Source organism: Aeromicrobium sp. CnD17-E, assembly GCF_024124745.1.
GTDB lineage: Bacteria > Actinomycetota > Actinomycetes > Propionibacteriales > Nocardioidaceae > Aeromicrobium.
In genome coordinates, this window is record NZ_JAMXRU010000083.1 from 1 (window position 1) to 14,607 (window position 14,607).

Below are 14,607 nucleotides of genomic sequence, written 5' to 3' on the forward strand. Positions count from 1 at the left end.
TCCCCCGGACCTGCCGCCGCCGACCAGCCGTCGGGGTGGACGCCGTCGACGCGACCGTCGCACGATCCTCGTCGCCGCCGCGGCGCTCGTCGCCTTCGGCGCGGCCGGCGCCGGGGTGCTCGCGACCACGGACGACGACAGCGCGCCGGTCGCCGCCGCAGCATCCGCCGCACCGCCGCTCACCGCGCAGCAGCGCCTCGAGAAGTTCGCCACTGACTACGTCCGGACGGCGGCCAGCGACCCGCAGCGCGGCTTCCAGCTGCTGACGGCGTCCTACCAGCAGGCCAGCGGCGGCATCGCCGGCTACACCGACTTCTGGGGACGGGTGAGCGACGTGCGGATCGAGGCCGTGCGCTCCGACCCCGACCAGATGCGGGTCACCTACACCTACTCCTACGAGATCGGCGGGACGCGCCGCACCCAGGCGCTCACCCTGCTGCTCACGCAGGAGGGCGACCGCTACCTCATCCGCGGCGCGCTGGCGGCCTGACGCTCAGAGCGTCTCGCGCTCCAGCACCGAGTTCGGACGGAACCACACCGGCTCGCCGCGGCGAGCGGGCCGGACCAGGTCGAAGCCTGCAGTGCTGACCAGCACCCAACGGTGCGGCGGCTGCTCGTGACCGAGCCGCTGCCGCGGGTCGGCAGCGACCTCGCGGGCGCACGCCACGTGGCACGGCGGGAACGCGAACTCCCCGTCGAGGGCCTCGTCGGGGGTGCCGACGAACGCGACCGGGCGGGTCAGCGTCTCGCCGCACACCCCGCAGATCCGGCTCAGGGAGCACCGGATGGCCTGCTTCTTCACGATCCTCTCGTGCGTGCCGTGGCCCTCGTCGTCCACGCACGCGAACGGCAGCGCCGAGCCCTCGACCACCGGGCCCGACGCCGCCGTCACCACACCCTCGCTCACGACGTGGCGGCCGCGTTCGTCCAGCGGCCCAGCTCGTGGCGCCGTCCGGGACGCTCGTCGTCGCGCAGCCGACGCGTACGCGGGGCGGGCGGCGCCGGGTTGTCCTTCGTGCGACGATTCGGCAGCGACAGCTTCATGATGGTGCGCAGCGTCTGGCCGTACTGCTTGTGCAGCGGGCCGGTCGTGTAGGGGATGCCGTAGCGACGGCAGATGTCCTTGACCTTCACCGAGATCTCGGCGTAGCGGTTGCTCGGCAGGTCGGGGAACAGGTGGTGCTCGATCTGGTAGCCCAGCTGGCCGCTCATGATGTGCAGGAACTTGCCGCCCTCGAAGTTGGCCGACCCGAGCATCTGGCGCAGGTACCACTCGGCGCGCGTCTCGTCCTCGAGCTCCTCCTCGGTGAAGTGCACCGCACCGTCGGGGAAGTGGCCGCAGAAGATGATCATGTAGGCCCACACGTTGCGCACGAGGTTCGACGTGATGTTCGCCGTCAGCGTGCTGAGGAACGCCGGACCGGTCAGCGCCGGGTAGACGACGTAGTCCTTGAGCGCCTGCTTGCCGATCTTGTCGCCGATCTGCTTGAGCTGGCGCTTGAGCAGCTTCGGGTCCTTCTCGCCCTTGCGGATGGCCTCGATGTCGAGGTCGTGCAGCGCCACGCCGTACTCGAAGAACAGCGCGAGCAGGGCGTTGTAGACCGGCTGGCCGAGGTTGTAGGGCGTCCACTTCTGGTCGCGGCTCATCCGCAGGATCCCGTAGCCCACGTCGTTGTCGTGACCGAGCACGTTCGTGAACTGGTGGTGGATGTAGTTGTGCGAGTGCTTCCACTGCTCCGCCGGCTGCGTGGTGTCCCACTCCCAGCTGCTGGAGTGCACCTCGGGATCGTTCATCCAGTCCCACTGCCCGTGCATCGTGTTGTGGCCGATCTCCATGTTCTCGAGGATCTTGGCCGACGAGAGCAGCGCCGTGCCGAGCAGCCACGCGGGTGGGAACAGGCTCGCGAACAGGGTGATGCGCCCGGCGGCCGCCAGCCGTCGCTGCAGGGCGATGATGCGCAGGACGTAGTCGCGGTCGGCCTGACCACGACTCGCCTCGACCTCGGCGCGGATCTCGTCGAGCTCGCGCCCGATCGCCTCCACCTCCTCGTCGGTCAGGTGGGTGTACTCGCGCACGTCGGCGTAGGCCATGGGTGTCTCCTCAGATCTTGAGCGTGCAGTCGGTGGCGGCGACGCTGATGCAGGTCTGCACGTACTCGCCCTCGGTGTGCTCGTCGCCGCTGCGCAGGTCCTTCACGCGGCCGCTGAGCAGCGGCACGTCGCACGTGTGGCAGATGCCCATGCGACAGCCGAACAGCATGTTGACGCCGGCCTGCTCGCCGGCCTCCAGCAACGTCGTGGCCCCGTCGACCTCGACGCTCTTGCCCGTGTCGCCGAAGGTGATCGTGCCGCCCTCGGCGTCGGTCTCGGTGGCGCCGAGCGAGAACCGCTCGACGTGCAGCTCGTCCTCGCGACCCAGCCGCTCGAAGTGCTCGACGAGCGCGTCGAGCATCGGCTGCGGGCCGCAGGCCCACGTCTCGCGCTCGGCCCAGTCGTGGCAGACGTCGCCCAGCCGGTCGGGCGTGAGGAACCCGTCGCGGTCGGTGAACCGCTCGTGGAACGTGAAGCGGTCGTGCTTCGCCGCGAGCTCCCGCAGCTCGTCGAGGAACATCATGTCGTCCTCGTCGACCGCGGAGTACGCGAGGAAGACGTCGGGCACGGAGCCGCGACGGTCGAGGGTCCGCAGCATCGACATCACCGGGGTGATGCCGCTGCCGCCGACGACGAAGAGCATCTTCGCCGGCGGCGGGTCGGGCAGCACGAAGTCGCCCTGGGGCGACTCCAGCCGGACGATCGTGCCAGGCGCGAGCCCGTTGACCAGGTGCTCGGACAGGAAGCCCTCGGGCATCGCCTTCACGGTGATCGCGACGGTGCCCTCCGAGCGCACGGGCGCCGACGAGAGGGAGTACGACCGCCAGTGGAACCGGCCCTCGATCTCCACGCCGATGCCGATGTACTGGCCGGGCTGGAAGTCGAACGACCAGCCCCAGCCGGGCTTGATGACGAGCGTCGCCGAGCGGTCGGTGACCTGCTCGACCCGCTCGACGCGACCGCGCAGCTCGCGGGCGGACCACAGCGGGTTGATGAGCTTGAGGTAGTCGTCGGGGTGCAGCGGCGTCGTGAACGCCTTGCCGACCGCACGCACGCGACGCAGCACGGTCGACCTCTCGATCAGTGAGTCAGCCACGACCCCGCCTCCTGGCCTTGCGCCACCTCCGCCGCCCCTGCTGGCCGTGTGGTGTGCGTCACGGCGAGCGTACGTCCGTTCCCGGCCGGCTGCGCGTCGATCGAGCCGAGTCATCCATCCAGTGAGACCGAGAGTTACAACGCGCGCCATCACAACGTGCACGTTCGAGTTGCGAACCCGGGGCACTGAACAAGACTTGAACACGTTAGAGCGCACGATCCCCGATACCCACGGAGGAACACCCCATGGCCACGCTCGAGACCAACGGCATCCAGATCAGCTACACCGACTCCGGCGGCGACGGCCGCCCCGTCGTCCTCATCCACGGCTGGCCCCTCAGCGGCGCCTCGTGGTCGGAGCAGGTCCCGGCCCTGACCGAGGCCGGCTACCGCGTCATCACCTACGACCGTCGCGGCTTCGGCGCCAGCGACAAGCCCGACACCGGCTACGACTACGACACCTTCACCGAGGACCTCGCGGGCCTGCTCGAGCAGCTCGAGGTCACGGACGCGACCATCGTCGGCTTCTCGATGGGTGGCGGCGAGGTGGCGCGCTACCTCGGTACGCGCGGCTCCGAGCGCATCCACTCCGCGGTCTTCGCGGCCGCCGTGCCCCCGTTCCTGCTGAAGTCCGACGACAACCCCGACGGCGGCCTCACGCCCGAGGACGTCCAGGGCTTCAAGGACGGCGTCAGCAACGACCGCGCCGGCTTCCTCGAGGAGTTCACCACGAACTTCTTCAGCGCCGGCGACGAGCTCAAGGTCACCGAGACCCAGCGCCAGGAGGCCATCGCGCTCGTCGAGCCCGCGTCGACCACCGCGATGCTCGGCTGCGTCGAGGCCTTCGGCACCACCGACTTCCGCGACGACCTCGAGAAGATCGACGTGCCGACGCTCGTGATCCACGGTGACGGCGACGCCGTCGTGCCGTTCGAGGTCTCCGGCAAGCGCACCGGCGAGATCGTCAAGGACGCCACGGTCCACGTGGTGGCCGACGGACCCCACGGGTTCAACGTGAGCCACGCCGACGAGCTCAACCGCGTGCTGCTCGACTTCCTGCAGCGCTGACCCGCTCCGCCGCGGCGGACGACGCCCAGAAGCCCCTCCCGGACCCGTCCGGGAGGGGCTTCGCGCATGGTGCCCGGCAAGGTGACGAATCGGTTAAGCCCGAGATTGCAGGCCCGTCAGCCCTGGCGCAGCAGCAGGCACGGGGTGAGACTGTCTCCCATGCCTCGCCCCCTCGGGCGGGCACGCCTTGTCCCACGGGGGGACGCCGGACCACGGTCCGGTAGCAGAGAGGACGCACCACCTTGCGCACACGCCGCACACGGCTGCTCCGTTCAGGAGCCGCCTCCACCATCGCGCTCGCGCTCGCCATCACCTCGGCGGGCGCAGCGAACGCAGCGCCCGACGACCCGCGGACGACGGTCGACCAGGCACCGGACCAGACCGCGCAGACCGACGAGGTCAAGGACGCACCGGCCGGCGACAAGCTCGGCCAGCCCGACCGCGAGCTGCTCGCCGAGGCCCGCCAGAACGGTGACAAGCGCGTCACCGTCATGATCGCCACCCAGCGCAAGGCCACGGCAGCCGTCGTCGACTCCCTCGAGGCCTCCGGTGCCTGGATCGGCAAGGTCGACGACAAGCTCGGCTACGTCCGCGCCAGCGTGCCCACCTCGCGCGTCGAGAAGGTCGCCGCGCTCTCGAAGGTCGACGCCGTCGACCTCGACGAGACCATCCCGATCGACGACCCCGCCCCCGGCAAGGTCTCCGCCGACGGCTCCGCGCCCAGCAGCGCGCCCGGCGCGAGCACCCCCGACGCCAACCCGTACATGCCCACGCGCGAGACCGGCACGACCGACTTCGTCGCGAAGAACCCGAAGTACGACGGCCGCGGCGTCACCATCGGCATCATCGACTCCGGCGTCGACCTCGATCACCCCGCCCTGCAGGAGACCAGCACCGGCGAGCGCAAGATCGTCGACTGGGTCACCGGCACCGACCCGCTGCTCGACGACGACAGCACGTGGCGGGCCATGATCACCTCCGTGACCGCCTCGCCGACGTTCACCTACGCCAACCAGACCTGGACCGCGCCGCGTGAGGGCACCTTCCGCGTCAACCGCTTCAGCGAGAGCATCACCGCCGGCAGCGAGCCCGGTGGCGATGTGAACCGCGACGGCGACACCACCGACCGGTTCGGCATCCTCTACGACGAGACGACCCACGACATCTGGGTCGATGCGAACCAGGACAACGTCTTCTCCGACGACGAGCTGATGCGCCCGTACAAGGAGAAGTTCCAGGTCGGCCACTTCGGCACCGACGACCCGTCGACCGACATCGTCGAGCGCATGCCGTTCACGGTCGAGTACCGCGAGGACGTCAGCCTCGCGCCCGCCGACCTGCCCGGCACCGCCGACTTCGTCAACATCGGCATCGTCGAGGACGCCCACGGCAGCCACGTCGCCGGCATCGCCGCCGGTCACTCGCTGTTCGGCGGCGCCATGAACGGCCAGGCGCCCGGCGCCAAGATCGTCTCGAGCCGTGCGTGCACGTGGGGTGGCGGCTGCACCGCCGCGGCCCTGCTCGACGGCATGGTCGACCTCGTCACCAACCGCGGTGTCGACGTCGTCAACATGTCGATCGGCGGCCTGCCGGCGCTCAACGACGCCAACAACGCCCGCGCCAAGGTCTACGACCGTCTGATCGACGACTACGGCGTGCAGCTGTTCATCTCCGCCGGCAACAGCGGCCCGGGACTGAACACCATCGGCGACCCGTCCGTGGCCGGCAAGGTCGTCAGCGTCGCGTCGTCCATCTCCAAGGAGACCTGGAAGGCCAACTACGGCTCGGTCGTCTCGGCCGCGCTCGCGCTGCACCCCTTCTCCTCGCGTGGCCCGACGGAGTCCGGCGACTTCAAGCCGAACGTCGCGGCTCCTGGCTCGGCGATCTCGACCGTGCCCCAGTGGCTCAAGCAGCCCGACCTCAAGGAGGCGGGCTACACGCTGCCGGTCGGCTACGCGATGTTCAACGGCACCTCGATGGCCTCGCCGCAGGCCGCCGGCGCTGCAGCGGTGCTGCTCTCCGGCACCCTCGCTCGCGAGATCCCGGTGACGCCCAAGCAGCTGCGCAACGCGCTGTACTCCTCGGCGAAGCTCTTCTCCGGTGAGACGGTGGCGGGCCAGGGCACCGGACAGGTCAACGTGCCCGGTGCGTGGAGCCTGCTGCTCAAGAAGGCCGTCACGGCCGACTACCGCACCGACGCGCCGGTCTGCACCCCGCTGTCGGACTTCCTGGCCAAGCCGGGTCGCGGCACGGGCCTGTACAACCGCTGCGCCGCCGACCAGGGCGGTCAGACGCTGAACAAGGCCAAGACGTACGACGTGAAGATCACGCGCTCGTCCGGCACCTACAAGTCGGTCAAGCACACGGTGCGCATCGTCGGCAACGACGGCACGTTCCGCGCGCCCACCTCGATCACGCTCGCGCGGGGTCGCACGGTGAGCCTGCCGGTGACCGCCACCGCCAAGACGCAAGGTGCGCACTCGGCCATCGTGGAGATCGACGACCCGGCCACCCCGGTCGTCGACCACCGCGTCATGGTGACTGTCGTGCAGTCCACGGGGCTGACCTCGCCGAGCTTCGCCAAGGAGAACCGCGGCACGGTCCAGCGCAACCGGTCGACGTCGTACTTCGTGTCGGTGCCGAAGGGTGCCAAGGCGCTGCAGGTGAACCTGTCCGGCATCGCCACGCGCAGCCAGGCCCGCTTCATCGCGATCAACCCCTACGGCGTCCCGGTCGAGTCGACGGCGTCGACGGCGTGCTACACCAACTTCAGCGACGCGAAGGCCTGCAAGCCGACGTCGCGGAGCTACGCCGACCCGCTGCCGGGTGTCTGGGAGATCGAGGTGGAGTCGCGTCGTACGTCGCCGCTGCTCGACAACCCGTTCACGCTGACCGCCGCGGTCCAGGGCGTCACCGTCGACCCCGCCTCCCAGGAGGTCGCCCCGGCGGCCGACGGTGGCGCGACGGCGCTGGAGTGGACGCTCAAGAACGCGTTCGGTCCGGTCACGGTCACGCCGCAGGGCGGGGACCTGGGCAGCGCCCTCGCGGAGCGCAAGACGATCGACGACGGTGCTCGCCAGACGTACACCGTCGACGTCCCGGAGGGTGCGTCGAGCCTGACGGCGACCATCGGCAGCACGTCCGACGCCGGTGCCGACCTCGACCTCGCCGTCCTCAACCCGGACGGGTCGCTGGCCGGCCAGTCCGCGGACGGCGACTCCGAGGAGTCGGTCACGCTCGACTCCCCCGCCGCCGGTACGTACACCGTCGTCGTCGACGGCTACGCCGTGCCGGCCGGGAGCACCGAGTACGACTACCTCGACGTGTTCTACTCCTCAGGCCTGGGCACGCTCGCGGTCGACGACACGCCCGTCCAGCTGGCACGCGGCGGCACCGCGGTCGTCAAGGGCTCGCTGGAGCCGACGGCGCAGCCGACCGAGGGTCGTTCGCTGTTCGGCGAGATGCAGGTGATCTCGTCCGAGGGTGCGGTGCTCGGCAGCGGGACGGTCCGGGTGACCGGCACGGCCCCGGAGCCGACCCCGTCGGCGACGACCACGACGCCGACCGCCCCGGAGACGGCTCAGCCGCTCGCTCCGAAGGCGACGGCGAAGGACGAGCAGGAGTAGTCAGCCGCGCTCGACCTCGACAACGACGAGCACCGGTCCTCGCTGACAGGTGGTGGTCGCGTCGGAGTCGGGCCGGCCCCGCACGGTGACACGGTCGCCGGCCTCCAGGCCGGCGACCGTTCCTGTGAGCACCCACGTGCGGCCGGTGGCGGCGAGCGTGACGCAGCGGTCCTCCGGCGAGCGCTCCACGACTCCGGTGACGCTCTGCAGGCCGGCCGACGGCTTGGCCGTCGGCGTCGGGTCGTCGTCGGGGAGCGTCGGCGTCGGGTCGTCGGGCAGCGTCGTCGAAGGGGCTGACGAGGGCGTGCTGTCGCGCTCTCCTCCCCCACCCGTGCCACCGCACCCCGCGAGGACCACCGCCACCAGCACCCACCCGACCCGTCTCATCCCCCCAGAGTGCCACCGCCCCCGAAGCCCCGCGTCCCTCGCGCACGCACGCGACCAGCGGAACACTTCGCTGGTCGAGTAGCAGGGACGAGCTTGCGAGGTCCCTGCGATGGAGCCGTCGCAGTGGGGCGTAGCCGCGACGGAGCGAGACCACCCGGCAACGGATCAGCGCGGCCTGGCTCCCAGCGTCTGCCCAGAGTGGTCTCGATACGCCCGGAGCACGCTCCTTCGTCGCGGCTCCGGCCTACTCGACCAGCGGAACGCTTCGCTGGTCGAGTAGTCCGAGCGAGCTTGCGAAGCTCGGACGTATCGAGACCACCCGGCAACGGCCCAGCGCGAGCCAACCCCCAGCGACTGCTTGGAGTGGTCTCGATACACCTCCCCTCGCTGGCGCTCGTGAAGGCACTCGACCAGCGGTGGGTTCCGCTGGTCGAGTAGCAGGGACGAGCTTGCGAGGTCCCTGCGTATCGAGACCACCCGGCAACAGCCCAGCGCGGCCTGGCTCCCAGCGTCTGCCCAGAGTGGTCTCGATACGCCCGGAGCACGCTCCTTCGTCGCGGCTCCGGCCTACTCGACCAGCGGAACGCTTCGCTGCTCGAGTAGCAGGGACGAGCTTGCGAAGTCCCTGCGATGGAGCCGTCGCAGTGGGGCGTAGCCGCGACGGAGCGAGACCACCCGGCAACGGATCAGCGTGAGTTGGCTCCCAGCGTCCGCCCAGAGTGGTCTCGATACGTCCGACCGAGCTCCTTCGGCCCCCGCAAGCGGGAGGTGCCCCCAGCCGGTCGGCCTACTCGACCAGCGAAGCGCTTCGCTGCTCGAGCAGCGGACCCCCTACTGGCCGCCGCTCTGGTCGGACTGGCCCAGGGCGTCCTGGGCGTTCTCGACCGCTGCGTTCATCTGGTTGATCCGACGCTGGTACTCGGCGAGGTCGCCGGCCTCGAGGGCCTTCTGGGCCGCGGAGTAGGCGGCCGACGCGTCACGCAGGTACTCCTGCGTCGTCTTCGCGCCGCCGTCGCCGCTGCCACCGGTGTCGCCACCCGAGGACTCCTCGTCCGGATCGGGGACGGAGCCCTCGGCCAGGCCGAGCGCCACGCGCAGCGCCTCGTCGAGGGTCTGGCCGAAGCCGACCTCCTCGCCGAACGACGCCGCCACGAACTGCAGCACCGGGTACGTGCCCTCGTTCGCCTGCCGTCGGATGTAGACCGGCTGCACGTACAGCAGCGCGTCGCCCACGGGCAGGGTCAGCAGGTTGCCGTTGAGCACCTGCGCGTCGGACTGGCGGAACTGGAGCAGGGCCTGCGTCACGCCGCGGTCGGAGCTGAACTGGTTGGCGATCTGGCTCGGACCCGGCACCTGCGTGTCGCTCGGCAGCTGCAGGATCTGCAGCTTGCCGTAGTCCTCGCTCGACGCCTCGGAGTTCACCGACATGAACGCGGCCAGGTTCTGGCGGCTGTTCGGCAGGTAGACGCTGGTCAGCGAGAACGCGGGGTCCTCCTGGCCGGGACGGGCCGTCGTCAGGTAGTACGGCGGCTGCTGCGTGGCCGTCCGGCCCGACGGGGTGGCCGGGTCCTCGGGCACGCGCCAGCGCTCGCCGTCCTCGTAGAACGTCTGCGCGTCCGTCACGTGGTAGCGCTCGAGCACGTTGCGCTGCACCTTGAACAGGTCGACCGGGTAGCGCAGGTGCTCCAGCAGGCTCTGGTCGATCTCCGAGCGCGGCTCGACCACACCCGGGAAGACCTTCATCCACGTCTTGAGGACCGGGTCCTGGGTGTCCCACTGGTACAGCTTCACGCTGCCGTCGTAGGCGTCGACCACGGCCTTGACGGAGTTGCGCATGTAGTTGACGTTGTCCGTCGGCAGGGCGGCCTGCGACGAGCCCTGCGTCAGCGTGTCGTCCGTGGCCTGGCGCAGCGACCGGCGCTCGCTGTACGGGTAGCTGTTGCTCGTCGTGTAGCCGTCGACGATCCACACCACGCGACCGTCGACGACCGCCGGGTAGGTGTCGCCGTCGACCGTCAGCCAGGGCGCGACCTTCTCGACGCGGTCGCGCGGGTGCCGGTCGTAGAGGATCTTGGAGTTCTCGTTGACGCGGTTCGACAGCACGATGTTGGGCTCGGCGAACTTGAACGCGTAGAGCACCTTGTGGAAGAGGCTGCCGATGGGCACGCCACCCTCGCCGTCGTAGGTGTTCTGCGTGGCGCTCTCGGCGCCGTCGTTGCCCGACCCACCACCGCGGGGGATGTCGACCTCGATCGGCGCGGCGCCCTCGGGACGTCCGACGATCGAGTACGACGGCGAGCTCTCGCCGAAGTAGATCCGCGGCGGCACCTCGGTCTCGATCTCACCGACCGGCGGGATGTCCTTCTCGACCCACACCGGCTCGCCCTGCTCGCCGCGCTGGTTGCCGCGCGCGGCGATGATGCCGTAGCCGTGCGTGTACACGGTGTGGTCGTTGGCCCAGTTGCGCTGGGAGTCCTGCAGGCCGCCCAGGTCGAGCTCACGGGCCGCGATGATGACGTCCTGCGGGATGTCGTCGTCGCCCAGCTTGTAGCGGTCGACGTCGAGGGTCTGCGGGACGGTGTAGTAGCCGCGTACCTGCTGCAGCTGCTGGAAGGCGGGCGAGATGAGCGTCGGGTCGAGCAGACGCGTGCTGACGCGCGACTCCGCCGACGCGTTGAGCTCCTGCGGCGTCAGGGTCGTGTTCGCGGTGTAGTCCTCGGTCTCCACGTCGGCGACGTCGTACGCCTCGCGCGTCGCCTCGATGTTGCGGGCGATGTACGGACCCTCCTTGTCCGGCTCCGACGGACGCACCTGGAAGGACTGCATGACGTAGGGCCACACACCGCCGATGAGCACCGACGTGAGGAGCAGCAGGCCGAGCCCGACGCCGGGCAGCACCCAGGACTTCACGAAGACGGACGCGAAGAACAGCACGGCGCACACCAGCGCGACGCCGATGAGGATGTTCGCCGCGGGGATCCGCGCCTTCGCGTCGGTGAAGCCGATGCCGGTGAACAGCCCGGAGCCGTTGACGGCCAGGTTGTAGCGGTCGAGCCAGTAGCCGAAGGCCCGCAGCAGCACGCCGAACCCGACGAGCACCGCCAGGTGCACCTGCGCCGCGCGCGTGAAGCGCGGACCACGGCCGGCGAAGCGGATGCCGCCGAACACGTAGTGCACGAACACGCTCACCAGGACGGCGACGACCACCAGCGCGAACAGGAACGAGGACAGGAAGTTGAACCAGGGCAGGTCGAAGACGAAGAAGCCGATGTCCTTGTTGAACTGCGGGTCCTGCTCGCCGAAGGACGTGCCGTGGCGCCACAGCTGGAACGTCTCCCAGCGCGACGACGCGACGGAGCCGGCGAAGACCGTCAGCACGACGGCGAGCACGATCAGCGCCGGACGCTTCACCGGCGAGAGCGCCTGCCGGTACCGGAACGCGGGGTCGTCACGGCGCATGGGCAGCGTGTCGGGCTGCAGACGGTGCGCGAGCCAGGCGTTGGCGGCGACGACGAGCCCGAACAGCAGGCCGAGCACCGCGAAGAGCCCGACCCGGTTCACGATCACCGTGGTGAACACGTTCGAGTAGTCGACCGACCGGAACCAGAGCCGGTCGGTCCACACCGACGTGAAGATCGACCCGAGGAACAGCAGCGCCGCCAGCGTGACGAGCGTGGGCACGAGCACCTTCCGGCGCTTGTCGACCCCGCCGGGCGTCGGCTCGGGTCGGGGACGGGGGGTACCGAAGATGTCGCTCACGGGGCTCCAGGTGTCGTTCTGGGGTCGGGTCCAGCGGTGGGGCTGACGGTGGGGCGAGCCTACGTCAGGCGTTCACGTCGAGGGTGCGGAGCAGGGCCTGCACCAGACCGGGCACCAGGTCGGGGCCCTCGAGGAGCGCGGCGTCGGCGGGCGTGCGGGCGCGCACGGCGCTGTGCCGCTCCCCCGCTCGGTCGACGACGGCCACGAGGCGCACGTCCTGGCGGGCGGGGTGGCGGGCGGCCGCCTCCGCGACCGCGGCCGGGTCGGACGGGAGGTCCTCCTCGGCCTCGGGCGGCAGCATGATGCGCTCGACGACGACGGCGCACCCGTCGACGGCGTCGGGCCACTGGATCTCCTCGAGCACGTCCTCGAGCGGTCGACCCTCGAGGTGCAGCTCCTGCTCGATCGTCGTGAAGCCGTCGGGCGCGTCGCGCAGCGGAACGGCGAGCTGGGCCGCGAGCGAGGGCTCGGCCTCCACGAGGGCCGCGGTGCGCACGAGCGCGTACAGGCGGGGCGCCTGGTCCCACCCGTCCGCGGCCGCGTGCGCCTCGACCTCGAGGGCGGCCAGCCGCAGCGGGGTGGACGGCAGCGGCTCCTGCTCCGGCGTCGTCACGAGCACGTCCTGACCCGGGCGTCGGGATCCTTGGCGAGCGCCGTGAGCTCCTTGACAGCCTCGTCGAAGGTCGCCACCCGCACGAGGGTCATGCCGTGGTCGGAGCCCTGCGCGGCCTCGGCACAGTTCGCGTCGGGCACCAGGAAGACCTTGGCGCCTGCCGCTGCGGCACCGGCGATCTTCTGACGGACGCCGCCGATGGGGCCGACCGTGCCGTCGGGGCTCATGGTGCCGGTGCCCGCGATCGTGCGCCCGCCCGTGAGCGAGCCGGGCGTCAGGCGGTCGTAGATCGCGAGCGCGAACATGGTGCCGGCACTCGGGCCGCCGACCTCGTCGCCCACGTTGTTCTCGACGTCGATCGGGAAGTCGTAGACGGTGCCGAGCGAGACCCCCACGCGCGGGACGGAGGCGTCGCGCGGGTCGGGACGGGTGGTCACGTCGACCGTGCGCCGCGTGCCGTCGCGGACGACGTCGAGGGTGACGGTCGTGCCCGGCTCGACCCGACCGACCGCCTCGACGACCGACGCCGAGGACGGGGTGCGTCGACCGTCGACGGCGGTGATCTCGTCCTTCGGCCGCAGCTTTCCGGCGGCGGCACCGTCCTGGGCGACGGCGGCGACGGACGCGCGCTCCCCCACGCGGTAGCCGGCGGCGCGGAGCGCCACCACGAGCGAGCTGTCCTTGGAGCTGGTGAGCTGCGCCTGACCCTCGGCCTTCGACGCCGCGGCCGACTCGTCGTCGGGATAGACGATGTCGCGCGGCACGACGGCCACGTCGGAGGTGAGGAAGGCCTCGACGACCGACCCTAGGCTGACGTGCGTGTCGGCGCGGGTGACGGAGACCGTCGTGAAGTCGAGCGCACCGTCGACGGGGTAGGTCTTCACACCCTTGCCGAACGTGAACATCTGCCGGCCACCGATCTCGCCGAACGTGTCGAAGGCGGGGCCGGGACGCATGGTCACGTACGGGGCGGGCAGCAGGAACGCCACGCACGTGAGGGCGACGACGCTCACGCCCGCGACGAGCAGGGTGACGTAGCGCCGCCCGAGCCGGTGGGCGTCGGGGTCCTGCGGGGCGCCCTCGGGCACGGCGGTGTCTCGTCCAGGGTCGTCGGGCACGGCTCCACCCTAGAGTTCGACGACAACTGCGCCGGTCAACAGGCACCGACCCACACGGCGTCACCGGTCTCGAACGTCTGGTGCTTCCACACCGGCACCTCGGCCTTGAGCTCGTCGATGAGCCGGCGGGCACCCGTGAAGGCCTCGGCCCGGTGGGCGGCGGACACGCCCACGACGACCGCGAGGTCGCCGATCTGCAGGTCGCCGACCCGGTGCACCGCGGCGACCGCGACGACGTCCTCCTCGGCCGCGACCCGCTCCGCGACGTCGCGCAGCCGCTCGACGGCGCTCGGGTGCGCACTGTAGGACAGGGCGCTGACGTCCTGCCCACCGTCGTGGTCACGCACCGTCCCGACGAACAGGGCCACACCACCGGCGTGCGGGTCGCGCACCGCGGTGAAGACCTCGTCGAGGCTCAGGGCGGTGTCGCGGACGTCGACCAGGCGGACCGTGCTCATGGGACACCACCGTAGTCGGCGCGACCGCACCGCGCCGCCCAGCGCGAGCGGCGTCGGACGACCGGAGCCCGTGGGGCCGCCTCGATACGCTGGCCCCATGGCCGACACACCTGACGACCGCGACGACTCCTCCTCCGAGGAGAACCGGGAGCCGCAGCAGCCCAACCCCTTCGCCGGGACGCCCTTCGAGCAGGTCTTCGGGGCGCTCGGCGGCATCCCCGGCGCGGCCGGCGGCCCCGCCGACCAGGCACCCGACCTCGGCGCGATCTTCGGGCAGATGCAGCAGCTGTTCAGCGGCGCGACCCAGGACGGCTCCGTCGACTTCGACACCGCCCGCGACGTCGCGCGCCGCACGCTCGCTGCCGCCGGCCCCGACCCGTCGCCGCACGCCG

The 14,607-nt window shown here is 70.9% G+C and carries 11 protein-coding genes and 1 pseudogene; 4 read left to right on the forward strand and 8 right to left on the reverse strand.

Going from position 1 to position 14,607, the window contains the following annotated elements:
* Positions 1 to 490, forward strand: a 490-nt coding sequence (locus tag NH339_RS13870; protein WP_253026318.1) for a hypothetical protein, incomplete at its 5' end; no start/stop codon positions are given.
* A gap of 3 nt (positions 491 to 493) precedes the next feature.
* On the opposite strand, the gene NH339_RS13875 is transcribed toward NH339_RS13870, so the two are convergent.
* The 3 genes from NH339_RS13875 to NH339_RS13885 are packed head-to-tail and all read right to left on the reverse strand — an operon-like array spanning position 494 to position 3,187.
* Entirely contained in the window at positions 494 to 907 is a 414-nt protein-coding gene (locus tag NH339_RS13875) for a hypothetical protein (protein ID WP_253026320.1), read from the reverse strand.
* On the reverse strand, positions 904 to 2,091 hold the full coding sequence (locus tag NH339_RS13880) for a fatty acid desaturase (RefSeq protein WP_253026322.1): 1,188 nt from the start codon (positions 2,089 to 2,091) through the stop codon (positions 904 to 906). Before NH339_RS13880 ends, NH339_RS13875 begins: the two co-directional genes overlap by 4 nt.
* A 10-nt stretch (positions 2,092 to 2,101) precedes the next feature.
* The gene (locus NH339_RS13885; protein ID WP_253026324.1) at positions 2,102 to 3,187 is read right to left on the reverse strand and encodes a ferredoxin reductase; all 1,086 of its coding nucleotides are present in this window, start codon (positions 3,185 to 3,187) and stop codon (positions 2,102 to 2,104) included.
* A 245-nt stretch (positions 3,188 to 3,432) separates the two neighbouring features.
* Between NH339_RS13885 and NH339_RS13890 the strand changes: the two genes are divergently transcribed.
* Both NH339_RS13890 and NH339_RS13895 read left to right on the forward strand, forming a co-directional pair.
* Positions 3,433 to 4,254, forward strand: coding sequence for an alpha/beta fold hydrolase (locus tag NH339_RS13890; protein WP_253026326.1), 822 nt, complete (start codon positions 3,433 to 3,435; stop codon positions 4,252 to 4,254).
* A gap of 242 nt (positions 4,255 to 4,496) precedes the next feature.
* A complete protein-coding gene (locus NH339_RS13895) occupies positions 4,497 to 7,880 on the forward strand; it encodes a S8 family serine peptidase (RefSeq protein ID WP_253026328.1) in 3,384 nt (1,127 codons plus the stop codon).
* Here NH339_RS13895 and NH339_RS13900 read toward each other — a convergent pair whose 3' ends face one another.
* The 5 genes from NH339_RS13900 to NH339_RS13920 all read right to left on the reverse strand — a co-directional run bounded on the left by NH339_RS13900 (position 7,881) and on the right by NH339_RS13920 (position 14,215).
* Positions 7,881 to 8,267 (reverse strand): hypothetical protein, encoded by a 387-nt coding sequence (locus NH339_RS13900; RefSeq protein WP_253026330.1) that lies wholly within the window; start codon positions 8,265 to 8,267, stop codon positions 7,881 to 7,883. It abuts the gene before it with no gap.
* Positions 8,268 to 9,098: 831 nt separating this feature from the next.
* On the reverse strand, positions 9,099 to 12,026 hold the full coding sequence (locus NH339_RS13905) for a UPF0182 family protein (RefSeq protein WP_253026332.1): 2,928 nt from the start codon (positions 12,024 to 12,026) through the stop codon (positions 9,099 to 9,101).
* A 64-nt stretch (positions 12,027 to 12,090) separates the two neighbouring features.
* Positions 12,091 to 12,639, reverse strand: coding sequence for a PPA1309 family protein (locus NH339_RS13910; protein ID WP_253026333.1), 549 nt, complete (start codon positions 12,637 to 12,639; stop codon positions 12,091 to 12,093).
* Positions 12,636 to 13,757 carry a PDZ domain-containing protein gene (locus tag NH339_RS13915; protein ID WP_253026334.1) on the reverse strand — a complete coding sequence of 374 codons (1,122 nt, stop codon included), beginning with the start codon at positions 13,755 to 13,757 and terminating at the stop codon, positions 12,636 to 12,638. The genes NH339_RS13910 and NH339_RS13915 overlap by 4 nt, the downstream gene beginning before the upstream one ends.
* A 35-nt stretch (positions 13,758 to 13,792) precedes the next feature.
* The gene (locus NH339_RS13920; RefSeq protein WP_253026335.1) at positions 13,793 to 14,215 is read right to left on the reverse strand and encodes a molybdenum cofactor biosynthesis protein MoaE; all 423 of its coding nucleotides are present in this window, start codon (positions 14,213 to 14,215) and stop codon (positions 13,793 to 13,795) included.
* Positions 14,216 to 14,312: 97 nt separating this feature from the next.
* On the opposite strand from NH339_RS13920, the pseudogene NH339_RS13925 reads away from it, so the two are divergent.
* Positions 14,313 to 14,607 (forward strand): annotated as a pseudogene (locus tag NH339_RS13925) (hydrolase); the annotation flags it as partial.

What these genes read in the sequence shown, in the direction of transcription:
- NH339_RS13880 (WP_253026322.1), bottom strand. Translation starts at nt 2,091, where the DNA reads ATGGCCTACGCCGACGTGCGCGAGTACACCCACCTGACCGACGAGGAG.
- NH339_RS13890 (WP_253026326.1), top strand. Translation starts at nt 3,433, where the DNA reads ATGGCCACGCTCGAGACCAACGGCATCCAGATCAGCTACACCGACTCC.
- NH339_RS13900 (WP_253026330.1), bottom strand. Translation starts at nt 8,267, where the DNA reads ATGAGACGGGTCGGGTGGGTGCTGGTGGCGGTGGTCCTCGCGGGGTGC.
- NH339_RS13920 (WP_253026335.1), bottom strand. Translation starts at nt 14,215, where the DNA reads ATGAGCACGGTCCGCCTGGTCGACGTCCGCGACACCGCCCTGAGCCTC.